This is a genomic window from Rhizobium sp. CG5, assembly GCF_023701945.1.
Taxonomy (GTDB): Bacteria; Pseudomonadota; Alphaproteobacteria; order Rhizobiales; family Rhizobiaceae; genus Allorhizobium.
On sequence record NZ_JABAEF010000012.1, the window covers coordinates 172622 to 194874 of the forward strand.

A 22253-nucleotide genomic window follows, 5' to 3' on the forward strand; every position below is an offset into this window, starting at 1 on the left:
GTGCGTTGTCGAATGATCCGGAACTGTGGTCCAAGCAATGAACTCCTGATGTCATTTGTAACCTGGGTGTTTGTCGGGCCTGCGTCAAGTAAATGGCGCGTTATGTCGGGGGTAAAAGGTCTTGCACTGCACAAGGCGCGCGCGTAGGTCTCGTCTTCCTGACGAACGAACTGGGCGAAGCGATGAGCGATATCTGGCCGACTGAACTCAAGGTCTCGAAGGATCGCCGGCTTTTGTCCGTGGCCTTCAACGACGGCAAAAGCCACGATCTGCCGGCCGAAATGCTGCGCGTGCTGTCGCCATCCGCCGAGGTCAAGGGCCATGGACCAGGCCAGCAGGTCACCGTTCCGGGCAAGCGCAGCGTCGAGATCAATGCCGTGATCCCGACCGGCAATTATGCGGTGCGCATCGGCTTCAACGACGGCCATGATACCGGCATCTTCACCTGGGCCTACTTGCGTGAGCTGGGCGAAAAGGGTGGCGAGATGTTTTCAGCCTATGAAGCCGAGCTGGCGGCCAAGGGCTTGACCCGCGGCAACTGACGCGGTTTCCGGGCGCCCTCACAGCTCGTCGGCACATTCCAGCTGCAGCGCCTTGACGACGCCTTCGAGAACCTCCGCCATGGCAGTGCACTGGGCGAGGTCGGTCGTGGCCAGGGTGCGTTCGATCAGGCCGGTCTGGATCGCCATGGCCTGTTCTGTCGTGTCGCGACCGGCTTCAGTCAGGTGGAGCCGCAGCACCCGCTTGTCGCTGGCATCGCCGCGCCGCTCGATCAGCCCGCGCTTTTCCATCTGCGGCAGCAGCATGCTCATGTTGGAGCGGCCGACCAGGAGCTTGCGGGCCAGTTCCTGCTGCGAAATGCCGTCGAATCGATAGAGATTGATCAGGATATCGAGATGCGGCGGCTTGATGTTGAGATCGGCAAGCGCTCGTGTCAGCGCGGTCTGCATCATCTGGCAGCTGCGGCCAACCGCAATCCAGCTTCGAAACCGCGGATGATCCCACGGCAGGGCTTGCTTTTTGTTCATGTCTGTACTTTATTGTTCATCATTGAACATTAATCGGGAATCCCACTATGGCATCCTTCGCGCTCAAGGTCATCCGTCTTGGCTTGACAGCGGCCGGCCGCGCCGTCCCGAAGGCGACCGGCAGGCTGGCCTTTGAGCTGTTCTGCCGCACGCCATCGCGCCGCCCGAAGGGCGAGAAGGCGCGGCTTGCAGTCGAGGCTGGCCAAAAGCGGCTGTCGCGCGCTAAGGAGCTGCCGTTCGACATGGCCCATGGGCAGGTCATGGCCTATCGCTTCCCCGGCGCTGAGCCGCGCGCCAAACGCTTCCTGGTCGTGCATGGCTGGGGCGCCGGCGCGCTCTATGTCTCGGAACTGGCGGAAAACCTGGCCTCGACCGGTGCCGAAGTGGTGGTGCTCGACCTGCCGGGACATGGAAAATCCGCCGGTCGGCGGCTCAACATGCGCATGGCGGTCGATGCCGTCATCGAGGCGCAGGCGCGATTCGGGCCGTTCGATGGAGCGGTCGGCCACTCCTTCGGCGGCGCCAGCCTGCTGATCGCCCATGGCGGCGTTATGCGCGGGGCCGGGCAACTCAATGTGCAAAAACTCGCTGTCATCGGCTCGCCGAGCGAGATGCACTGGCTGTTTCGCGATTTCTCCAACGCCCTGCGCCTGTTGCCCGCCGTCCGTCGCGAACTGGTGCAGCATGCCGAAACCGTGGCCGGCTGTAGCCTCGATGCCTTCGATACGGTGGCGATCTCGCAAAGGCTGCGGGCGCCGCTGCTGGTCGTGCATGCCGAGGACGACAAGGAAGTGGCGGTCGACCATGCCCGCCGCTATGCCTCGGCGGGGCCGCATGTCCGGTTCCACTGGGCCAATGGTTATGGCCATCGCCGGATCGTCAGCGCGCCTGAGGTCATGGACGGCATTGTCGCCTTCCTGAAAGACGATGCCGGCAGCGCTGCCGCCTGATCAGAGTAACGTTGCATTTTGTCATCCTATCGTCATGCTGGCCCTTTAGGCGGGGCAGCATTTCAAGGACAGGGCAGGGCGATGACGATCATCAGGACGGTGGAGGAACTGAAGGCGATCTATGACGGCGTGAGCGACGCCTCGCTCGTCAAGGTGACGAGGACCTTGACGGCTGAATACCGCCAGATGATCGAAGCGTCTCCTTTCGTTGCCCTGGGGACCGTTGGCCCCGAGGGGCTGGACTGCTCGCCGCGCGGCGATCTCGGCGGGGTGGTCCGCATCCGCGACGACGCCACGCTGCTCTTGCCGGACTGGCGCGGCAACAACCGGATCGATTCGCTTCTGAATATCGTCCGCGATCCCAGGGTGGCGCTGATGTTTCTCGTGCCGGGGTCGAATACCACCATGCGCATCAACGGGCGGGCCGAGATTTCGGTCGATCCCGCCTTGCTGGAGAGCTTCGACATGGATGGCAAACATCCGCGCAGCGTTGCGGTGGTCACCATCGACGAGGTCTATTTCCAGTGCGCCCGCGCCGTCATGCGGGCCGAACTGTGGAACCCCGAGCGTTTCGTCGTTCCGGCCGATCTGCCGACCCCCGGCACTTTGCTGAAAGCCGCGAAAGCCGATTTCGACAAGGACACCTACGACCGCGAATGGGCCGGCCGCGCCGCCAAGACCATGTGGTAGCAACAGGTCACTTTACTTTGGGCAGGAGGGCGACGAGACCGTGTCGATATCCAGCGGCACCGAACGATCGACCTTGTAGAGATCGGCAAAGCCGCCGTCGCGGATCAGCTGCAGCCCCTGGGGCTGTTCCTCGCCGGTGGTCCGATCCGGCATGTCGGCATTGACCACCAGCACATAGTCGAACCGCTCGTGCCAATGGGCAAGATAGGGCGCGAAGGACTGGGCCTCTCGGCGCATCGCAGGACATATCAGCGTGGCGATCGAGGCGACGGCACCGTCCTGCACGGCGATTTCGGTCCAGGGCGGCAGAACCATCAGCGGCTGCTTGCCGCGCGCCGCAAACACGGTCGGCACGAAGGAATGGGCCATCGGCACGGCCAGCGTCGGCAAATGCCAGATGATCGGGTTTTCCGGTCCGTAGAACCGCTGCGGCGCGGCATAGCGGGCGCTGGGGTCGACCTCGTGCAGCAGAGGCAGTACCGCTGAGCCGGGGGGAATCAGCTCGATCGCCTGCAGAACGTCATCGACGTCGCGCTGGCCCTGCCACCAGTTGTAGCCGATCCAGCCGGTCCTGCCGAACACGGCCAGGCAAAGAGCGGTCACCAGGATGATGAGCTGACGGCGCGAGGCCTGCGGAAAAGGACAGATCATCGCCAACAGAGTCAGCCCGGCCATGATCGGAAAGCGCCAGCTGATCCAGCCGGTGCCCATGAAATGGGTGGGCGAGATGATCGAGATCAGCACCAGTCCGCAAGCGCCGAGACACAGCCCGCCATGCAGCCGGAACCGGCCCGTGACCAGCGCAAACACCAGGACGGCGGCAATCGGCAGCAGGAACAGAAGATCGACGACCGGCAGGTAGGTCGAGATGCCGGACAGAAGGTTGGAGATTAGCAGACCAAGATTGTCGGTCCACACGGTCGGCACCCGTCCCTGATAGTCGGCCGGCAGGTTGTCGGTGGAGAGAAAGATGGAGAGTGGAGCAAGCGCTGCGGCGGTGGCCGCCAGCAGCACTCGGCGGACCACGCCGGCAAGCCTGCCGGGTTTGAGAAGTTCGCGCAGATCGGCCGGTATTTCCAGCGCACAGATCAGGACAATGAAAAAGCCGACCGAGAAGACATGGTTCAGCGTCAGGATCAGGCCGACAGCCATCCGCCAGACAAAGGTGATCGCCGGATGATGCCGCTTCAGCGACAGGTCGGCGGCGGCAAACAACAAAGCCAGCCCGAGCCCGATCTGGAAATTGATAAAGCCGCCGATCATGGTGGCACACCACGATGTAAACAGCAGGGCGATCTGCCAGACATGGCTGCCGCCGAACAGCCGCCGGTGCAGCACTATGGCGCCGAGCGGCGGCAGGACAATGGCCAGAAACAGGAAGACATGGGCCAGAAGATCGACCCCGATCGTCGGACCAATCAGCCGCGTCAAGAGGTCGATGCCGACATTGGTCGCCGTCCGGTCCCATTCGAGCGCATAGACGCCGGGAAAGGGCTCGGTCTCGATGCCGCCGGCAATCAGCCACAGGCGGGCATAATGGTTGGGAAAATCGAGGATCGGCGGAAAGCGGAAGGCTGTCACAAGGGCCGCGATGGCCAGCACGTAGAGGCTGATCACGGCATTGGCGGCCCTTTCGCCACAAGCCCCGTGTCCAACCACGTCCGTTGGCCATTGCGTCGATTTGGGATCGCCTGAATCCATATCGTCTCGCTCTGATAGGCTTCGGCAGGCTCAACGCTTGTAGATCAGCCAGCTCTTGGAAAAGTCCTTCTTCATACCTTCTTCGAAGAACCGGGTGCGGTTTCGCCCGGTGTTTTTTGCACAGTAAAGGGCGATGTCCGATTTGCTGTAGAGTTCGCCGGGGTCCTCGCAATCGCCGGCCATGCTGTAGCCGAGCGAAATCGTCACGGGACCGTAGTTGACGCCGCTCTTGGAGTTCTTGAATGGCGTCGTCTCGAGTGCGATGCGGATGCGCTCGCAGATCATGTTCACTTCGTCGGGCGTATTGCCGTTGACGATCAGAGCGAATTCCTCGCCGCCGGTGCGCGCCACGAACGTATCCTTGCGCACATTGGCGCGGATGACTGTCGCCACGGTGGCAAGGATCTTGTCGCCGACCGGGTGGCCATAGGTATCGTTGATCTTCTTGAAATGATCGATATCGATCAGCACCAGCGCCGTCAGGGCCGGGTTGGCAGACTGGGTATAAAGGCTTGCCAGACGGTCGTCGAAGGCACGGCGATTGGCAAGCCGCGTCAGCGAATCGGTATTGGCGATCCGCTTGTACTCGTCAAGTTCCTTGCGGACCTCGTCCATTTCCTGGGATTTCTGGCTGACGCTTTCGACGGTCTTTTCGCCATGCGCCATGGTGTCGCCGGTCGCCTCGGTCAGGATGCCGATGGCGCTGCGCAGGATGTCAGCGCTGGCAGTGCTCTTGGTATTGATCCGGGTATAGGTTTCGCCCAGCAATTTGTTGTAGCTTTCAAGCGAATTCTGTTCCTGCTTCAGCAGGCGCAACAATCCGTCGAGTTCGGCAACGATCTTGGAATGGGCGGTCTCGAAGACCCGCGTCGGATTGCGGAAATACTGCTCGCCGATCGCGTCGAGGTCGTCCTGGGTGGCGCGGTTGCCCAGGGCGGCAAGGTCGCGGGTCAGGGCCGGATTGGCACCAATATAGGCCTCGTAGAACAGCTCGTAATTGCGCGGAATCGGCGGTATTCCCATCGTGCGCATCGCAAAGGTAATCTGCGCCGCAATGTCAGGAACTTGCGCCTTCGGCGTCGCTGCCGTGTTCATCGGCCAACCCCCAATTTTTTCGTAATAACATCCATTCAGATGGTTACTCCGAATTTGTTTGGAAAGTTTTAATGTCAAACGCCTCAATTGTGGGTGGTAATTCTTTGCGGCGTGGCGGGTAATACTGGGTTAAACCGTTGAAACTGAAAGGCGAAAAAACCCATAAATGGCGAACGGGGAGCCGTAGCTCCCCTTGTGGATGCAATGGAAAGACCGCTTTCGACTCTATTCAAGCTTAAATTCTTGGAAAAAATCATTGCCCTTGTCGTCGGTGACGATGAAGGCCGGGAAGTCCTCCACTTCGATACGCCACACCGCTTCCATGCCGAGTTCCGGATATTCCAGCACCTCGACCTTGCGGATACAGTCCTGGGCGAGCCGGGCGGCCGGGCCGCCGATCGAGCCGAGATAGAAGCCACCATGGGCCTTGCAGGCCTCCCGCACGGCGCGCGAGCGGTTGCCCTTGGCCAGCATCACCATCGAGCCGCCGAACGACTGGAACTGGTCGACGTAACTGTCCATGCGACCAGCGGTCGTCGGGCCGAACGAGCCGGAGGCATAGCCGGTCGGCGTCTTGGCCGGGCCGGCATAGTAGACCGGGTGGTTCTTCAGATAGTCGGGCATGCCGTCGCCCTTTTCCAGCCGTTCGCGGATCTTCGAATGGGCCAGGTCGCGGGCAACGATGATCGTGCCGGTCAGCGACAGGCGGGTCTTGACCGGATGCTTGGTCAGTTCGGCAAGGATGGCGCTCATCGGCTGGTTGAGATCGATCTTGACCACCGAGGCCGACAAGGCGGCCTCGTCGATATCTGGCAGGTATTTCGACGGATCGGCTTCGAGCTGCTCGATATAGATGCCGTCGCGGGTGATCTTGCCGAGCGCCTGGCGGTCGGCGGAACAGGAGACGCCAAGGCCGATCGGCAGCGATGCGCCGTGCCGCGGCAGGCGGATGACGCGCACGTCATGGCAGAAATACTTGCCGCCGAACTGCGCGCCGACGCCCATCTGCTGGGTCAGCTTGTGGATTTCCGCTTCCATTTCGATATCCCGGAAGGCATGGCCGGTGTCCGAGCCTTGCGTGGGAAGACCGTCGAGATAGCGTGCCGAGGCCAGCTTGACCGTCTTCAGCGTCATTTCCGCCGACAGGCCGCCGATGACGATGGCCAGATGGTAGGGCGGACAGGCCGCCGTGCCGAGCGACAGGATCTTGTCCTTCAAAAATTCGATCATCCGGTCATGGGTCAGGAGCGACGGCGTGCCCTGGTAGAGATAGGTCTTGTTGGCCGAGCCGCCGCCCTTGGCCATGAACAGGAACTTGTAGGCGTCGTCGCCTTCCTCGTAGATGTCGATCTGGGCCGGCAGATTGGTCTTGGTGTTCTTTTCCTCGAACATCTTCAAAGGCGCCAGCTGCGAGTAGCGCAGGTTGCGGCGCTCATAGGCGTCGCGAACGCCGGCCGCCAGTGCCTCGTAATCGCCGCCATCGGTCCAGACACGCCGGCCCTTCTTGGCCATGACGATCGCCGTGCCGGTATCCTGGCACATCGGCAGGATACCGCCGGCGGCGATATTGGCGTTCTTCAGGAGGTCATAGGCGACGAAGCGGTCGTTGTCGGTGGCTTCGGGATCGTCGAGGATCGAGGCAAGCTGTTTCAGATGGCCCGGACGCAGCAGATGGTTGATGTCGGCAAGGGCCGTTTCGGCCAGCAGGCGCAGACCCTCCGGCGCGACGCTCAGGATGTCCTGGCCCTTGAACGTCTCGACCGAGACATGGTCGGAGGTAATCTTGCGATAGTCAGTGGTGTCTTCGCCGAGGGGAAAGAGGTCGTCAGCCATCAGTCAAAAGCCTTTCGGAGGCAGGTTGTCGGATGGTGTGGTGTACGGCGGCGCTGGTTAAATTTCAATGATTCTAAAGAGGCCGGCGGGATGGGCGATGGCGCTCAGGCAAGGTCGCCCATGGCGCGAAGGAAATTGGCGGCGTTGGCGTTATCCCGACCGTTCATCGCCAGGCCCCGCTCATAGACTTTCTTCAACTCCAGCTCGAACTCCCGCTGATCCAAGCCCGACTGCCACGCGGTCAGCGCCTCCTGCACCACCTGGCTGGCATTGGCATAGACGCCCGCCGCGACCAGCGCCTCGATCCGGGCCGCGAGGTCCGGATCGAGATAAACCGTCAGTTGTTGTTTGGCGAGGTGCAGCATGAATGGAACATTAGCGGATTCGCAATCAAAGCGGTATCCCCCTTGTGCAGACTTCTGTGGACTGCGAAGGGGGCGGGCCGTGGATTATTTCGGTCCGATCATCAGCTCCGGCCGCACATACGTGTCGAACTCTTCGTTGGTGAGATATCCTCCACCGACGGCTTCTTCGCGCAGCGTCGTGCCGTTCTTGTGGGCGGTCTTGGCAATCTTGGCGCAGGCGTCGTAGCCGAGCTTGCCGTTCAGCGCCGTCACCAGCATCAGCGAGTTTTCGACGCCCTTCCGAATATTGTCCTCGCGCGCCTCGATGCCGACCACGCAATTGTCGGTGAACGAGACGCTCGCATCGCCGAGCAGCTGCACCGACTGCAGGAAATTATAGGCCATCATCGGATTGTAGACGTTGAGCTCGAAATGCCCCTGGCTGCCGGCAAACGTGATGGCGGCGTTGTTGCCGAAAATGTGGGCGCAAACCTGGGTCAGCGCTTCCGACTGGGTCGGATTGACCTTGCCCGGCATGATCGACGAGCCCGGTTCGTTTTCCGGCAGCGACAGTTCGCCCAGGCCAGCGCGCGGGCCGGAGCCCAGAAAGCGGATATCGTTGGCGATCTTGAACAGCGCAGCGGCAGCGGCATTGATCGCGCCGTGCGAAAACACCATGGCGTCGTGGGCGGCCAGCGCCTCGAACTTGTTCGGCGCCGTCACGAAGGGCAGGCCGGTAATCGTGGCAATCTCGGCCGCTACCTTTTCGGCAAAGCCGATCGGCGCGTTCAGGCCGGTGCCGACCGCGGTGCCGCCCTGGGCCAGCTCGTAAAGGCCCGGCAGCGTCAGTTCGATCCGCTTGATGGCCGAGGCGACCTGCGCGGCATAGCCGGAAAATTCCTGGCCGAGCGTCAGCGGCGTGGCATCCTGGGTATGGGTGCGGCCGATCTTGATGATCGAGGCAAAGGCATTGGCCTTGGCGTCGAGGGCTGCATGCAGGTGCTTCAGCCCCGGCAGAAGATGGTGGACGATCTGCTCAGCGCAGGCAATGTGCATGGCCGTCGGATAGGTATCGTTCGACGACTGGCTCATGTTGACATGGTCGTTGGGATGCACCGGCTTTTTCGAGCCCATCACGCCGCCGAGCATTTCGATCGCCCGGTTGGAGATCACCTCATTGGCGTTCATGTTCGACTGCGTGCCGGAACCGGTCTGCCAGACGACGAGCGGGAAATGATCGTTCAGCTTGCCGTCGATCACCTCCTGGGCCGCCACGATGATCATGTCGCCAAGGCCCTGGTCGAGCTGGCCGAGCGCGATATTGGCGCGGGCCGCCGCCTGCTTGACGATGCCCAGCGCCCGCACGACGGCGGCTGGCTGCTTTTCCCAGCCGATCTTGAAATTGCCGAGCGAGCGTTGCGCCTGCGCGCCCCAATAGCGGTCGCCGGCAACCTCGATAGGGCCAAACGTGTCGGTTTCGATGCGGGTCTGTGTCATAGGAGGTCTCCGGGACTGCAAGGGGCAAAACGTGTCGAACCCTATGTAGCGTCTTGACCCCATGCCGCCAACGCCAATCCATATCATGAATAGCAAATTCAACTTATTGCGCGCATTTGTCGCTTGCAATGTTCTATAATTCATGATTTATGGAAATATGGATAAGAAACACACTTTGGACGCCATGTCGGCGCTGGCCCACGAGGGGCGGCTCGATGTTTTCCGCTTGCTGGTGCGCGCCGCACCGCAGGGCATGTATGCCGGCGATATCGCCGCAGCTCTTGATGTGCGCGCCAATACGTTGTCGGCCAACCTGACCATTCTGTCCAATGCCGGACTGGTTGAGGGGGAGCGGGAAGGGCGCAATATCCGCTATCGTGCCGATATGGACGCGATGCGCGGCATGCTGGCCTTTCTGCTGGAGGATTGTTGTGGGGGATCGCCAGAGCTGTGCCAGCCCGTGCTGGATGAAATAGCCTGTCGCTGTTGAGGGACTGACCATGGATAACAAGCATTTCAACGTGCTCTTCCTGTGCACGGGCAATACCGCACGCTCTATCATTGCGGAAGCATGCCTCAACCGGGAAGGGCAGGGCCGCTTCACCGCCTTTTCCGCCGGCTCACACCCCAAGGGCACGGTCAATCCCCACGCTATCGAGCTTCTGAAGCGCTTGAACCACGAGACGTCGGGTTTTCGTTCCAAGAGTTGGGAAGAGTTCGCCGTTCCCGGCGCGCCAAAAATGGATTTCGTCTTCACGGTCTGCGATCAGGCGGCTGCCGAAGCCTGTCCGGTCTGGCCCGGCCAGCCGATGACGGCCCATTGGGGTGTTCCCGATCCCGCCGCCGTCGAAGGCACCGAGCCGGAAAAGGCGCTGGCCTTCGCCGACACCTATCGCATGCTGAGCCACCGCATCTCGATCTTCGTCAACCTGCCGATGGCAAGCCTCGACAGGCTGGCATTGCAGAAGCGGCTGACCGATATCGGCACGCAGGGCTGACATCGTGGCCAATGGCGTCGGGTTTGATCAAGGGGGGCAATGCCTGTGACATTGGCACAACGGCTGGCGGCCGAATTCTTGGGGTCGGTTTTGCTTCTGGCAACGGTGGTCGGCTCCGGCATCATGGCCGAGGCGCTGGCCGGCGGCAATATTGCGGTCGCCCTGCTCGGCAACACCATCCCGACCGGCGCCATGCTCGTCGTGCTGATCGCCATGCTCGGGCCGATCTCAGGTGCCCATTTCAATCCGGCAGTGACATTGGTCTTTCGGATGAAGGGCGAAATCAGCAATCAGGACGCGCTGGCCTATATCGCGGTTCAGCTTGGCGGGGCGCTCTGCGGCGTGCTGCTGGCGCATCTGATGTTCGATCTGCCGATATGGCAGGCCTCGGCCAAGGTCAGGACGGGCTACGGGCAATGGGTCTCCGAAGCGGTCGCCACATTTGGCCTCGTGTTCACCATTCTGGCAACCCGTCGCTTCAAGCCGGAGACAATCCCGATGGCGGTGGGGCTTTACATCACCGCCGCTTACTGGTTCACCGCATCGACCTCTTTCGCCAATCCTGCCGTGACGGTGGCGCGCGCCTTTTCAGACAGTTTCGCCGGCATTCGTCCAGCAGATGTACCGGGTTTCGTGCTGGTACAGGTCATCGGCGCCGGGCTGGCCCTCTTCTTCGCCGACTGGCTGCTTGCCACCCGGCCGGTCAGATCAGGGCAGACTGAGTCGTAGGGTGTTGCTTCCGTGTCATTTTTGGCACGGAGAGTGGCAATCTTGACCCATGGTCCGGCGCGGACACGAGCGATCCGAAATCACATCTGCTTGCGTAAATAAAAAATTCACGAATATTTACATTAGATTTACCGATTGCCGGTCACCTTGGTGGCGCGGTTCTCACACAAAATTGACAGCCGCATTCATTGACGGTTGATGTACAGAATCTTTTCAATGGCGAAGCTATGGGCTAGTCATCCGTCAAACGTCAATCCGGCGCAAATCCGGCTGGCTGCGAGATAGATTGGGAATGAAATTGCGAATGACCAGACATAGACGAATCGCAGGAACGGCAATGCTGGCTGCGATGACGGCCCTGAGCGGCGTTCCGGCAACGGCTGACGCCGCAACCCTGATGGACCTGCTGCGGGGCGGGCCAGGTCGTAGCCAGAACCAGACGATGTCAGGCGCCGGTGAGCGCACGATGTTCGGTTCCGACCGGCGCAGCAGCGACGCAGGCCTGGCTGACATGAGCGATCCGGAGCCCCTGCCGAAGATCAGCGGTCCGCGCTACTATACCTACAAGCCTGAGCCGCTGCGCGCCATGGTGATCCGCCAGACCGCGTCGGTCGCTGTCAACGAAGACGTCGCCACGGGGTCGATCACAGATGCCGGACAGGCTGTTGATCCGCGTGCCGCGATGGCATCCGTCCGGGTCCAGGCCACCGACGATGTCGCCGATGCGGTCGAGGCCTATTACAACGACAACAATCGTCCGCTGCTCTGGATGCAGGACGGCGCGGTGACGGACAAGGCCCGCAAGGCGCTTGAGGCGATGAGCCGCGCCGCCGAGGTTGGCCTTGATCCGCAGGACTATGCCGTCGCTCTGCCGACCGAGCCGGCCGATGCCGCCGATCCGGCGGCCCACATGGCCGACCTCATGCGCTTTGAACTGGCGCTGTCGGCCAAGACCCTGACCTATGTGCAGGATACGGTGCGCGGCCGCATCGATCCCAACAAGCTGTCGGGGTATCACGATCTGAAGCGCAAGACCGTCAATCTGGCGCCGGTGCTCAACATGATGCGCCTCAGCCCCGATGTCGCCGCCTATCTCAAGAGCCGCGATCCGTCGACGACGCAGTTTGTCGCGTTGAAATCGGAACTCGATCGGTTGCGCATCGAGGACAAAACTGCCGGCCCCGGCATTACCATCGCCGCTGGCACGCTTTTGAAGCCGGGCAACAGCAGTCCCGAAACGGCCAATATCATTGCCGCCATTCGCGAGAATGCCAGCGATGCGCTGAAGGTCGAGCATGCCCTGACGCTTGCCAATTACACGGGTACGCTGGAATATACGCCGGAACTGGTCGCTCTGGTCGAAGGCTTCCAGCAGGAGCGCGGCCTGAAGGCCGACGGCGTCGTCGGTCAGGCGACGATCCGCGCCATCACCGGTCACAGCAATGCCGAGAAGATCGACAAGCTGATCGTCGCCATGGAGCAGTTGCGCTGGATGCCGAACGATCTTGGTGGGCGCTACGTGTTCATCAACCAGCCGGCCTTCCAGGCCTATTACTTCAACGGCGGCAAGCAGGAAGTCGCTATGCGCGTCGTGGTCGGTTCCCGCTCGAACCAGACCTATTTCTTCAACGACCAGATCGAGACGGTCGAGTTCAACCCCTATTGGGGCGTGCCGCAGTCGATCATCGTCAACGAGATGCTGCCGAAACTGCGCTCGGATCCGAGCTACCTCGACCGGTTGGGCTATGAGGTCAGCTATGGCGGTCGCAAGGTCTCCTCGACGGATGTCGACTGGAACACGACCCACAGCGTCGATGTGCGCCAGCCGCCGGGCGGCGACAATGCGCTGGGCGAATTGAAGATCCTGTTCCCCAATACCCACGCGATCTACATGCACGACACGCCGTCGAAGAGCTTCTTCCAGCGCGACATGCGGGCCCTGAGCCATGGCTGCGTGCGTCTGGCCGAGCCGCGCGTCATGGCGGCGGCGGTGATGGGCACCAATGTCGCCGATATCGCCAAACAGATCGCCTCCGGCCAGAACCGCGCCGTGCAGGTGCCGCAGAAGATCCCGGTCTATGTGTCCTATTTCACGGCCTGGCCGAATGATGCCGGACAGGTGCAGTTCTTCGACGACGTCTATGGTCGCGACGACTATACCCGCAAGGCCTTTGCCGCGACGACGGCGGCACGCGAAGCCCGCAGCTGATCGCCTGTCGTCCGTCTGGCTTCGATCGATCGCAGGGGGCCGTCAGGCCCTCTGCAGCAGGCCCGTCAAAAGCGCTGGAGTCAGTTCATCGAAATGCCGGATGATCACGTCGGCACCCAGCGTCTCGACCGGTTCGTCGGAATAGCCGAACGGCACGGCAACAGACGGAATCTTGGCATTCTTGGCCGCCAGGATATCGTTGATGCTGTCGCCGATCATCACGGCGAACCGCGCATCGCCGCCGGCCCGCTCGATCGTACCGAGCAGATGGCCGGCATCCGGCTTGCGCATGGCAAATGTATCTCCGCCCGTCACCGCCGCGAAATAATGGGCAAGGCCGAGGCTCTCGATCAGCGGCACCGCCAGCTTTTCCATCTTGTTGGTACACACCGCCAGCCGGAACCCGGCAGCCCCGAGCCGATCGAGCGCTGCCGTCAGCCCCGGATAGGGCAGGCTGGAGCCTGGCATCGTGGCGCTGTAGTGATCGACGAAACGCTCAAGCAGGGCCGGAACCATTTCGCTGTTGAGCGGCGATCCCCGCAGCGCAAAGGCCCGCTCGATCATCACTTTGGCGCCCTGGCCGACCAGGTGCGTCAGGTCGTCGAAGCCGACCGGCGCCAGATCGGCGATGGCGATCGTATGGTTGAGACTGCTGACCAGGTCTGGTGCCGTGTCCACCAATGTTCCGTCGAGGTCGAATACGATTGTCGGTGTCGTCACGGCAGCGCTCCGGATCAGGATTAACCTGCCCAAAGCGGTTAGGGTAAGAGACCCAAAAAAGCAACGGTTTCGGCCCGGTGAAAGGGCTTTCGTTTGGCAGAAGAGCCGTGTAAACAGCTTTCAACGAAACTGACGGGAGCTTTTGGCGCATGGATATCCGCCAAATGAAGATAAAGGCGGCAGAGGCTGCACTGTCTCATGTCGAGGATGGCATGCGGCTCGGCATCGGCACGGGATCGACCGCCGAGGAGTTTGTGCGTCTGCTCGCCGAGCGGGTTGCCGGCGGCCTGAAGGTCGAAGGCGTGCCGACATCGGAGCGCACGGCGCGTCTGTGCGTCGAGCTTGGCGTGCCGCTGAAGTCGCTGGACGAATTGCCGGAACTGGACCTGACGATCGATGGCGCCGATGAGGTCGACGGGCGTCTGCGGCTGATCAAGGGCGGCGGCGGCGCGCTGCTGCGCGAAAAGATCGTCGCTGCGGCATCGCAGCGGATGATCGTCATTGCCGATGAAAGCAAGGTCGTCGACATGCTGGGATCCTTTCCCCTGCCCATCGAGATCAATCCCTATGGTCAGGTTTCGACGCGGCTGGCCGTCGAAAAAGTGGCCGCAACCCTTGGTTTGTCTGGGGAATTGCGTCTGCGCAGTTCTGGCGACGGCGTCTTCACCACGGATGGCGGCCATCACATTCTGGACGCATCTTTTGGCCGCATTCCTGATGCAGAGGCCTTGGCCGAAGCACTGAACTCCATACCCGGCGTCGTCGAGCACGGGCTTTTCATCAACCTGGCCACGCTTGCCATCATTGCCGGTCCGGCCGGTGCGCGTGTGCTTGAGGCAAAGACTTAAAACAGGAGCGTTGAATTTCATGATCAGATATCAAGGTTTCGGCCGCGTCGCTGCTGCCGCCCTCGTCGTTGGATGCGTCATGCTGGGTGCTCCTGCCAAGGCGCAGGACGTTCCCGAAGCCCATGTCCAGGCGGCCCGCAGCGCCATCGCAGCACTCGGCGTGACCAATGGTTTCGACAATATTCTGCCCGGCCTGTCCGGCCGCCTGAAGACGCAGCTCATCCAGGCCTATCCCAATCTTGAGGATGCCATCACCAAGACAGTCGATGAGCAGACGCTGGCTTTGGCGCCGCGCCGTGGTGACCTCGAAAAGGAAGCAGCGCTCGTCTACGCCAAGGCTTTCACGCAGGAAGACCTGACCCGGATGGCCGAGTTTTTCACCAGCGAGACCGGCAAGAAGCTCCTGAAGGACCAGCCGATCGCCAACCGCGAACTGGGCAAGGCTGCCGAAATCTGGGCGGCCGGCGTTGGACGCGATCTGGAAAAGAACGCCAACGAAGCCCTGCTGAAGGTCGTCGGCACCGAGATGCAGACCCCGGCCGCAGCAACTGAAGCGCCCAAGCCCTGATCCGGGACCCCATCCCTGGCGCAAGCCGCTGATTTTTGAAGCCCGGAAGCAATTCCGGGCTTTTCATTTCGCACTGCGGCACCCTATATCAGGGCCTGCAATACGCCCCGCCAAACCCATTCTGGAATATTCCACAGGAGCCGCCGATGTCCTCTTTCGACTATGATCTTTTCGTGATCGGCGGCGGCTCCGGCGGCGTGCGCAGCGCGCGGCTCGCCGCCGGCCTTGGCAAACGGGTCGCCATTGCCGAGGAATACCGGTTCGGCGGAACATGCGTCATCCGCGGCTGCGTGCCGAAGAAGCTGTTCGTCTATGCCTCGCAGTTCCACGAACATTTCGAGGATGCCGCAGGATTCGGCTGGACGGTTGGCGAAAGCAGCTTCGACTGGAAGAAGCTGATCGCGGCCAAGGATCTGGAAATCACCCGGCTGGAAGGGCTTTACCGCAAGGGTCTGGAAAATGCCGGCGCCGAGATCATCGAGTCGCGCGCCGAACTGACCGGGCCGCACAGCATCCGGCTGGTCAAGACCGGCCAGGTGGTGACGGCTGAGCGGATCGTCATTGCCGTTGGCGGCGGCGCCAATCCCCATGCCTCGCTGCCGGGCCACGAGCTTTGCATCACCTCCAACGAGGCCTTTCATCTCGAAGAGCTGCCGCACTCCATCGTGATTGCCGGCGGCGGCTACATCGCGGTCGAGTTTGCCAATATCTTCCACGGGCTCGGCGTCGACACGACCCTGATCTATCGCGGCAAGGAGATCCTGTCGCGTTTCGACCAGGATATGCGCCAGGGCCTGCATCAGGCCATGGAAGGCAAAGGCATCCGCATCATCTGCTCGGAACTGATCGAGAGGGTGACGAAGACGGCTGCAGGTGGCTTAAGAGTAGAGACCAGGAACAGTGGCGCCCTGTCGGCCGATCAGGTCATGCTGGCGCTCGGGCGCGATCCCTATACCACAGGCCTTGGCCTGGAAACGGCCGGTGTTGCCGTCAACGAGCGCGGCGCCATCGTCGTCGATCAGTATTCCCGCACCAATGTTCCGGGCATTTTCGCCTTGGGCGACGTGACCGATCGTGTCCAGCTGACGCCGGTCGCCATTCACGAGGCGATGTGCTTCATCGAGACCGAATTCAGGAACAATCCGACATCGCCCGATCATGACTTGATTGCCACGGCTGTGTTCTCCCAGCCGGAAATCGGCACGGTCGGTCTTTCGGAAGAGCAGGCCGCCAGCCGCTTTGAAGAGATCGAGGTCTATCGCGCCCAGTTCCGTCCGATGAAGGCAACGCTGTCGGGCCGGGCTGACAAGACCATCATGAAGCTGATCGTCAATGCCGCCGACCGCAAAGTGGTCGGTGCCCATATTCTCGGCCACGATGCCGGCGAAATGGCGCAGCTGCTCGGCATCACCTTGAAGGCGGGCTGCACCAAGGACGATTTCGATCGCACCATGGCCGTGCATCCGACCGCGTCCGAGGAACTGGTGACCATGTACAGCCCGACCTACCGGATCCGCAACGGCGAGCGGGTCTGACCAGCAAATCTGGCGCGATCGTCCGGTCGCGCCACGGGCTTGGGCGGTGCGGCAGATCGGGTTTTTGAGGTCGAGCGAGGGGAGGTAGGTCGTTGGCGACACGACGTGGTGGGACCACGCATGATGAATGCCTTACGCACTACCTGAAAGCGGCATCATCATGGTGCTCTGCCCGATCGAAACTTTTGATCGTGCAGCTCCACTTAGCGTCCATAGTGTTGCGCATCCGTTAATGCCGCCGAAAAAATCGAACAGAACTGAAAATTCGCCGCCGGGTGCGACCGGCAGGCGCGTAAACGAGTCGGTGCGGATGTTGGAAACTTCGGCTTTGCAAGACTTCATTAAGAGTTTATAAGCCCCCGACCAAAGGTGGCCGGAGGTAGTGGCCCCATCAAGAGTAGGTGAAGATCATGGCACAGAATTGGACCCCGAGCAGCTGGAGGCAGAAGCCTATCAAGCAGGTTCCGGCCTATCCGGACCAGGCAGCGCTGCGCGCCACCGAGGCGCAGCTCGCAACCTTTCCGCCGCTGGTTTTCGCCGGTGAGGCGCGCCGCCTGAAGAAGCACCTGGCCAATGTCGCCGAAGGCAACGCCTTCCTGCTGCAGGGCGGCGACTGCGCCGAGAGCTTTGCCGAGCATGGCGCCGACACGATCCGCGACTTCTTCCGCGCCTTCCTGCAGATGGCTGTCGTGCTGACATACGGCGCCCAGCTGCCGGTCGTCAAGGTTGGCCGCATTGCCGGCCAGTTCGCCAAGCCGCGCTCGTCGGATTTCGAAACGATCGACGGTGTCGAGCTGCCGAGCTATCGCGGCGATGTCGTCAATGGCATCGAGTTCACCGAAGAGGCGCGCATCCCCAATCCGGAACGTCAGCTGATGGCCTACCGCCAGTCGGCCGCAACCCTCAACCTGTTGCGCGCCTTTGCCATGGGCGGCTATGCCAATCTGGAAAACGTCCATCAGTGGATGCTTGGCTTCGTCAAGGACAGCCCGCAGGGCGAGCGCTACCGCAAGCTCGCCGACCGGATTTCCGAGACCATGGATTTCATGAAGGCGATCGGCATCAATTCCGAAAACCAGCCGTCGCTGCGCGAAACCGACTTCTTCACCAGCCACGAAGCCCTGCTGCTCGGCTATGAAGAGGCGATGACCCGGGTCGATTCGACCTCCGGCGACTGGTATGCGACGTCGGGCCACATGATCTGGATCGGCGACCGCACCCGGCAGCTCGACCACGCCCATGTGGAGTATTTCCGCGGCATCAAGAACCCGATCGGCCTCAAATGCGGTCCGTCCCTGACGGCCGACAATTTGATCGAGCTGATCGACGCGCTGAACCCGGCCAACGAGGCCGGCCGGCTGACGCTGATCTGCCGGTTCGGCCACGACAAGGTCGCCGATCATCTGCCGAAGCTGATCCGCGCCGTCGAGCGCGAGGGCCGCAAGGTGGTATGGTCCTGCGATCCGATGCACGGCAACACGATCACGCTCAACCATTACAAGACCCGCCCGTTCGAGCGGATCCTGTCGGAAGTCGAAAGCTTCTTCCAGATCCACCGCGCCGAGGGCACCCATCCGGGCGGCATCCATGTCGAGATGACCGGCAAGGATGTGACCGAATGCACCGGCGGTGCGCGTACCGTGACGGCGGAAGCCCTGCAGGATCGCTACCACACCCATTGCGACCCGCGTCTCAATGCCGACCAGGCCCTGGAACTGGCCTTCCTGCTCGCCGAGCGGATGAAGGGTGGCCGCGACGAAAAGCGCATGATGGCTGCCAACGGCTAGGGGCTCAAACCCCGTCGCTTGAATTTGGCTGATGCTTGCCATCAGCCGTCTGAAATTGACGAACCGGGCCGGCTGGGCAAAGCTGGCCCGGTTCTGTTTTGGGCAAGGGTCGGACGATATGCAGGAAAATCACAATGGCTCATGCCTTTGCGGCGCGGTGCGCTTCACGATCCGCGGCGCGGTGGGCACGGTCAGCTTTTGCCATTGCTCCCAATGCCGCAAGCAGACCGGCCTCTACTATGCGACGACGGATGTCGACAACGACCACGTCGAGATAACAGGCTCGGAAAACGTCACCTGGTACCGGTCGAGCGACAATGCCGGGCGCGGCTTCTGCCGCACCTGCGGCTCGGCCCTGTTCTGGCGTGGCGACGGCGCGGATCAGGTCTCGATCCTGGCCGGCGCGCTCGATCAGCCGGCCGGACTTTTGACCGGCAGCCATATCTTTTACGCCGACAAGGCCGATTTCTACGAGATCGCCGACGAATTGCCGAAGTTTGACGCGGGCCGGCCCGTGACGGGATCTGTCGATGAGCCCGGCTGAGCGCTGTCGCCTTTGCCAAGCTCTGCGGCTGCCATCAGATAGGCTTCGTCGAGGCTGGCAAATTTCGCCGACTGCCATCGGAAATAGTCGCTAAGGAAGGTGCGCGACAACAAGAGGTCACCGCGCCGGCGTGGCAGGGTCCAGCCGAGCAGGCCCTCGGTTTCGGCCCGCTTGAACATGCGCTTCAGATTGGTGGCGGAAATCAGGTATCGTTCGCCGAGGTCCGACAGGGCCACCGGGCCGATCGATATCTGCTCGGCCATAACAGGCACGGCATCCAGCCTGGCGATCAGGTCATGCAGCACCATGCCGCCCATGTCGGAATTGAGGAAGTGGCCGATGCTGTCGGGCGGGTTGCGCCAGTCGGGGTCGGCCACCAGCATCGCAGCGGCGATCGGCTGGGCGATGCGAAACAGGCGCGGATCGGCCGTGCAGGCCGCAACCCGCCCGCCACCATCCAGTTGATCGAGGCAGGCCATATGGCCCATGAACCAGCTGATCATCGCCTGATTGCTGATCTCGGTCGTCTCAAGCACCCGAACCCGGCGGTCGGTGACGCCGGCCACATCGCGCAGGAACTTGTAGGCCACCATTTCGGCCAGAAACGCTGCCGCCGTGTTGCGGCTGGCAGCCCCAAGCTGCATGACGATCTCGATGAAACGCGTCGCTGTCAGGCCCGAAAGCGGGTCGCTTTCAACGCGCTGCAGCGACAGTGCATAGAGGGAATGGGTCATCAGCCATTTGCGATGCGAGGCCTTGAGGCGCGACAAACGCGGTGTCTTGTCATGGATCGCGATCAGGTGTTCGGCGATCTGCCGCTCGATCGCCGGGAATTGCGGATGAACGGCGATTTGCTCGCGGCTCAAAGCCCGTCTGGTGGAAAAGACGCTATCCAATTCCTGAAGCATGGAGATATCGACAGTACTCTTAAGTCATCCGTGGTGGATAAAGGCAACACAACTCCGCGATACAGAAATCCTCCGGGCTGCGGTGTCAACGATTTTTTTATGACAAACGGTCCTGCGTCGGCTCAAAAGTCATGCCGCCGTCGGCCTGGCCGGTAGAGCCGTGTCAGCTTGACGGATCCCGCCGGTCGGCGTCTTCCGGGAAGAAGCGCTCGGCACCGTGACGATCGCCGAACATCATGTCATGCTGCAGCAATTGCTGATCTCGAATGGCCGGGTCGATCCGCCCGCCAGACAGGCTCCAGTCCGGCTGGGCAAGCCCGTCGCGGCCGATCAGCTGGTAGCGGTCGATGATGCCGTACTGGCGCTGCACACGACCCAGCAGGCCGGTGTAATAGGGGTGCCTGAAGCCGGCCAGCTTGACGATATGAAAGGGCAGCAGCGAGGGGCTGATCGTGCCGACATCCTTCTGCAGGCCCTTTTTCGACGACCAGATCACCAGCGGCGTCTCGTGCTGGCGTTTCATCACCAGAGGCAAGGCTTTGCGGGTGGCGACCTGATCTGTCATGAAGCCGCTTTCCGGATAGACGCTGCCGAGCGGCGGCAGATGGTCACCGAACAGCACGATGATCGTTTCCCGGTCACGGCCCTTGGCCCAGTCCATCAGCATCTTCAGGCTGTGGTCGGCCTCGCGGACGCCCTGGGCGAACGTTGCGACGGCGTCCTGGCTTTGCGGGGACAAGCCGGGGGCCGAGACTGAAATGGTGTTCCGCGCATAGCGGTTCGCCTCATAGGGTCCATGGCCCTGCAGCGAGACCGCGAAGTAGAAGAACGGGTCTTCGGCATTGTCGGCCTGGCGGATGATTTCCCGCGTCAGGGCCTCGTCGGAGGCGAAGATGCCGCGCTTTTCCATCGGCGGCAGGTTTTCCTCGGATAAGAAGCTCTCGAAGCCGAAGGACGAATAGACATCGCTGCGGTTCCAGAACCAGCTCTGGAAGGGATGGAAGGCTTTGGCGCTATAGCCTTTCGAACGGAAGAAGGTCGCCAGCGACGGCAGGGGATGGCGCACATACTGCTGATAGGGAATGCTGCCATAGGGCAGATAGGCATTGGAAAATCCGGTCAGCGCCTCGAATTCGACATTGGCCGTCATGCCGCCGAACTCGGGTGAAAACACGTGGCCGGACTGGTTTTCCCGCACCGTTGGCATCGGGTCGGGCGACAGGCCGACATTGGTCAGCCGCGTCGGGTCCCAGAAGGATTCGCTCATGACCATGATGACATCAGGTTCGCGGCGCGGCCCGAACTGTACGATGGTCGGTCCCGGCGAGATGGCGTCTATCGTATCCGCGCTGTAGCCGGCCGGGGCGGTGATCTTGGCCATCGGCAGGTTGAAGGTGAAGGCCAGCAGAAATCCGTTGTGCCGGTAGTTTTCCGTCTGGTCCCACATCATCGGAATGATGTTGAGCCGATCGCGCAGCGGCGAATAGTGGGCGTAATCCATCAGCGGCAGGAACAGGCCGATCGACGGCAGCGCCAGGGCAAGGCGCGCCAGCTTGGAGCGCGCCGACAATTCCGGAAACCGGCGCCAGGCAAAGAACCAGAAATAGAGGAGCAGGCCGACCGCTGCCGCGGCAGACAGCGAGATCGCCACAGCGGCCAGCGGCCGGGCCGCCACCATGACGGGCAGCAGTTCGGCGATCTGCCGGCCGAACAGGACGTCGCTTGGATAGAGCGGATCGGACAGGAACAGCTGCTTCTGGCCGGACACGAAGGCCGGCAGCAGCGCGACCGGCGCGACGATAAGCGCCGATTGATAGGCCCGGCCGAGCAGCGCATCGAGCGTCAGCATCATCAAGAACAGAAGGCCGATCGCCGTCAGGCCGGGGCGCGACAGCGAGGTCATGAACTCGGCGACGTCATCAAGGCTGCCGCGCGCCAGCCACTCGACACCCATGACCGTCAGCGCCGCCAGCAGCAGCGAATTGACGACGCAGATCGCTCCCCGCAGGGCCTGCGCCCGAGTGTCGTCAACCTCAGAGCGAGCCGCCGCAAAGGCGATTATTTTTCTGGCTGTCTGGAGTTTGGAGGCAACTTCGACCAAGAGCGGAGTCCAATCGTCATAAATATTTCATCTGAATGTCACATGGCCGTCATGAACGCTACATGAACCAGCCTTGGCCTCACCGATGTCCCCGGTTTTTGGCGCCTTGCGAGGGTGGTGCCTTCCGGATTTTCGTGCTGCGGCGTTGCACAGCCATGCGGCGCGCGG

Annotated in this window: 21 protein-coding genes; 12 read left to right on the plus strand and 9 right to left on the minus strand. The window is 61.8% G+C overall.

The window, feature by feature from the left end:
- Window positions 1-182: 182 nt before the first annotated feature.
- Window positions 183-542, plus strand: coding sequence for a gamma-butyrobetaine hydroxylase family protein (locus HGO38_RS19815; protein ID WP_250957624.1), 360 nt, complete (start codon window positions 183-185; stop codon window positions 540-542).
- An 18-nt stretch (window positions 543-560) separates the two neighbouring features.
- On the opposite strand, the gene HGO38_RS19820 is transcribed toward HGO38_RS19815, so the two are convergent.
- Window positions 561-1028, minus strand: a complete 468-nt coding sequence (locus HGO38_RS19820; protein WP_250957625.1) for a MarR family winged helix-turn-helix transcriptional regulator — start codon at window positions 1026-1028, stop codon at window positions 561-563.
- A gap of 47 nt (window positions 1029-1075) precedes the next feature.
- On the opposite strand from HGO38_RS19820, the gene HGO38_RS19825 reads away from it, so the two are divergent.
- Both HGO38_RS19825 and HGO38_RS19830 read left to right on the plus strand, forming a co-directional pair.
- Window positions 1076-1978, plus strand: a complete 903-nt coding sequence (locus HGO38_RS19825) for an alpha/beta hydrolase (protein WP_250957626.1) — start codon at window positions 1076-1078, stop codon at window positions 1976-1978.
- 81 nt (window positions 1979-2059) lie between these two features.
- Window positions 2060-2668 (plus strand): pyridoxamine 5'-phosphate oxidase family protein, encoded by a 609-nt coding sequence (locus tag HGO38_RS19830; protein ID WP_250957627.1) that lies wholly within the window; start codon window positions 2060-2062, stop codon window positions 2666-2668.
- A 12-nt stretch (window positions 2669-2680) separates the two neighbouring features.
- On the opposite strand, the gene HGO38_RS19835 is transcribed toward HGO38_RS19830, so the two are convergent.
- The 5 genes from HGO38_RS19835 to fumC all read right to left on the minus strand — a co-directional run bounded on the left by HGO38_RS19835 (window position 2681) and on the right by fumC (window position 9138).
- Window positions 2681-4369: a hypothetical protein gene (locus HGO38_RS19835; protein ID WP_250957628.1), complete on the minus strand. Its 1689-nt coding sequence runs from the start codon at window positions 4367-4369 to the stop codon at window positions 2681-2683.
- A gap of 30 nt (window positions 4370-4399) precedes the next feature.
- Complete coding sequence (locus tag HGO38_RS19840) at window positions 4400-5464, minus strand: GGDEF domain-containing protein (protein WP_250957629.1); 1065 nt, start codon at window positions 5462-5464, stop codon at window positions 4400-4402.
- Window positions 5465-5689: 225 nt separating this feature from the next.
- A complete protein-coding gene (locus tag HGO38_RS19845) occupies window positions 5690-7297 on the minus strand; it encodes a fumarate hydratase (protein ID WP_250957630.1) in 1608 nt (535 codons plus the stop codon).
- 104 nt (window positions 7298-7401) lie between these two features.
- Window positions 7402-7662: a ribbon-helix-helix domain-containing protein gene (locus HGO38_RS19850; protein ID WP_250957631.1), complete on the minus strand. Its 261-nt coding sequence runs from the start codon at window positions 7660-7662 to the stop codon at window positions 7402-7404.
- A gap of 84 nt (window positions 7663-7746) precedes the next feature.
- Window positions 7747-9138, minus strand: coding sequence for a class II fumarate hydratase (gene fumC, locus HGO38_RS19855; RefSeq protein ID WP_250957632.1), 1392 nt, complete (start codon window positions 9136-9138; stop codon window positions 7747-7749).
- Between the two features lie 157 nt (window positions 9139-9295).
- Here fumC and HGO38_RS19860 point away from each other — a divergent pair, with 157 nt between their 5' ends.
- The 4 genes from HGO38_RS19860 to HGO38_RS19875 all read left to right on the plus strand — a co-directional run bounded on the left by HGO38_RS19860 (window position 9296) and on the right by HGO38_RS19875 (window position 13074).
- Complete coding sequence (locus HGO38_RS19860; RefSeq protein WP_250957657.1) at window positions 9296-9628, plus strand: ArsR/SmtB family transcription factor; 333 nt, start codon at window positions 9296-9298, stop codon at window positions 9626-9628.
- A gap of 10 nt (window positions 9629-9638) precedes the next feature.
- Complete coding sequence (locus HGO38_RS19865) at window positions 9639-10136, plus strand: arsenate reductase ArsC (RefSeq protein WP_250957633.1); 498 nt, start codon at window positions 9639-9641, stop codon at window positions 10134-10136.
- Window positions 10137-10175: 39 nt separating this feature from the next.
- Complete coding sequence (locus HGO38_RS19870) at window positions 10176-10865, plus strand: aquaporin (RefSeq protein ID WP_250957634.1); 690 nt, start codon at window positions 10176-10178, stop codon at window positions 10863-10865.
- Window positions 10866-11169: 304 nt separating this feature from the next.
- A complete protein-coding gene (locus HGO38_RS19875; RefSeq protein ID WP_250957635.1) occupies window positions 11170-13074 on the plus strand; it encodes a L,D-transpeptidase family protein in 1905 nt (634 codons plus the stop codon).
- 42 nt (window positions 13075-13116) lie between these two features.
- Here HGO38_RS19875 and gph read toward each other — a convergent pair whose 3' ends face one another.
- Window positions 13117-13794, minus strand: coding sequence for a phosphoglycolate phosphatase (gene gph, locus HGO38_RS19880; RefSeq protein WP_250957636.1), 678 nt, complete (start codon window positions 13792-13794; stop codon window positions 13117-13119).
- A gap of 149 nt (window positions 13795-13943) precedes the next feature.
- Here gph and rpiA point away from each other — a divergent pair, with 149 nt between their 5' ends.
- The 5 genes from rpiA (at window position 13944) to HGO38_RS19905 (ending at window position 19076) form a co-directional block, all read left to right on the plus strand.
- A complete protein-coding gene (gene rpiA / locus HGO38_RS19885) occupies window positions 13944-14642 on the plus strand; it encodes a ribose-5-phosphate isomerase RpiA (RefSeq protein ID WP_250957637.1) in 699 nt (232 codons plus the stop codon).
- Between the two features lie 19 nt (window positions 14643-14661).
- Window positions 14662-15210, plus strand: a complete 549-nt coding sequence (locus HGO38_RS19890) for a DUF2059 domain-containing protein (RefSeq protein WP_250957638.1) — start codon at window positions 14662-14664, stop codon at window positions 15208-15210.
- 146 nt (window positions 15211-15356) lie between these two features.
- Window positions 15357-16745: a glutathione-disulfide reductase gene (gene gor / locus HGO38_RS19895; protein WP_250957639.1), complete on the plus strand. Its 1389-nt coding sequence runs from the start codon at window positions 15357-15359 to the stop codon at window positions 16743-16745.
- A gap of 410 nt (window positions 16746-17155) precedes the next feature.
- Window positions 17156-18532: a class II 3-deoxy-7-phosphoheptulonate synthase gene (locus HGO38_RS19900; RefSeq protein ID WP_250957640.1), complete on the plus strand. Its 1377-nt coding sequence runs from the start codon at window positions 17156-17158 to the stop codon at window positions 18530-18532.
- Window positions 18533-18650: 118 nt separating this feature from the next.
- Window positions 18651-19076, plus strand: coding sequence for a GFA family protein (locus tag HGO38_RS19905; RefSeq protein WP_250957641.1), 426 nt, complete (start codon window positions 18651-18653; stop codon window positions 19074-19076).
- On the opposite strand, the gene HGO38_RS19910 is transcribed toward HGO38_RS19905, so the two are convergent.
- Both HGO38_RS19910 and HGO38_RS19915 read right to left on the minus strand, forming a co-directional pair.
- Window positions 19001-19984, minus strand: coding sequence for a hypothetical protein (locus HGO38_RS19910; protein WP_250957642.1), 984 nt, complete (start codon window positions 19982-19984; stop codon window positions 19001-19003). The genes HGO38_RS19905 and HGO38_RS19910 overlap by 76 nt on opposite strands.
- Before the next feature lie 163 nt (window positions 19985-20147).
- Window positions 20148-22043: an LTA synthase family protein gene (locus tag HGO38_RS19915; RefSeq protein WP_502941602.1), complete on the minus strand. Its 1896-nt coding sequence runs from the start codon at window positions 22041-22043 to the stop codon at window positions 20148-20150.
- Window positions 22044-22253: the final 210 nt, after the last annotated feature.

Coding starts and splice junctions, on each gene's coding strand:
- HGO38_RS19815 (WP_250957624.1), top strand. CDS start 183: ATGAGCGATATCTGGCCGACTGAACTCAAGGTCTCGAAGGATCGCCGG.
- HGO38_RS19820 (WP_250957625.1), bottom strand. CDS start 1,028: ATGAACAAAAAGCAAGCCCTGCCGTGGGATCATCCGCGGTTTCGAAGC.
- HGO38_RS19825 (WP_250957626.1), top strand. CDS start 1,076: ATGGCATCCTTCGCGCTCAAGGTCATCCGTCTTGGCTTGACAGCGGCC.
- HGO38_RS19830 (WP_250957627.1), top strand. CDS start 2,060: ATGACGATCATCAGGACGGTGGAGGAACTGAAGGCGATCTATGACGGC.
- HGO38_RS19835 (WP_250957628.1), bottom strand. CDS start 4,369: ATGGATTCAGGCGATCCCAAATCGACGCAATGGCCAACGGACGTGGTT.
- HGO38_RS19840 (WP_250957629.1), bottom strand. CDS start 5,464: ATGAACACGGCAGCGACGCCGAAGGCGCAAGTTCCTGACATTGCGGCG.
- HGO38_RS19845 (WP_250957630.1), bottom strand. CDS start 7,297: ATGGCTGACGACCTCTTTCCCCTCGGCGAAGACACCACTGACTATCGC.
- HGO38_RS19850 (WP_250957631.1), bottom strand. CDS start 7,662: ATGCTGCACCTCGCCAAACAACAACTGACGGTTTATCTCGATCCGGAC.
- fumC (WP_250957632.1), bottom strand. CDS start 9,138: ATGACACAGACCCGCATCGAAACCGACACGTTTGGCCCTATCGAGGTT.
- HGO38_RS19860 (WP_250957657.1), top strand. CDS start 9,296: ATGGATAAGAAACACACTTTGGACGCCATGTCGGCGCTGGCCCACGAG.
- HGO38_RS19865 (WP_250957633.1), top strand. CDS start 9,639: ATGGATAACAAGCATTTCAACGTGCTCTTCCTGTGCACGGGCAATACC.
- HGO38_RS19870 (WP_250957634.1), top strand. CDS start 10,176: ATGCCTGTGACATTGGCACAACGGCTGGCGGCCGAATTCTTGGGGTCG.
- HGO38_RS19875 (WP_250957635.1), top strand. CDS start 11,170: ATGACCAGACATAGACGAATCGCAGGAACGGCAATGCTGGCTGCGATG.
- rpiA (WP_250957637.1), top strand. CDS start 13,944: ATGGATATCCGCCAAATGAAGATAAAGGCGGCAGAGGCTGCACTGTCT.
- HGO38_RS19890 (WP_250957638.1), top strand. CDS start 14,662: ATGATCAGATATCAAGGTTTCGGCCGCGTCGCTGCTGCCGCCCTCGTC.
- gor (WP_250957639.1), top strand. CDS start 15,357: ATGTCCTCTTTCGACTATGATCTTTTCGTGATCGGCGGCGGCTCCGGC.
- HGO38_RS19900 (WP_250957640.1), top strand. CDS start 17,156: ATGGCACAGAATTGGACCCCGAGCAGCTGGAGGCAGAAGCCTATCAAG.
- HGO38_RS19905 (WP_250957641.1), top strand. CDS start 18,651: ATGCAGGAAAATCACAATGGCTCATGCCTTTGCGGCGCGGTGCGCTTC.
- HGO38_RS19910 (WP_250957642.1), bottom strand. CDS start 19,984: ATGCTTCAGGAATTGGATAGCGTCTTTTCCACCAGACGGGCTTTGAGC.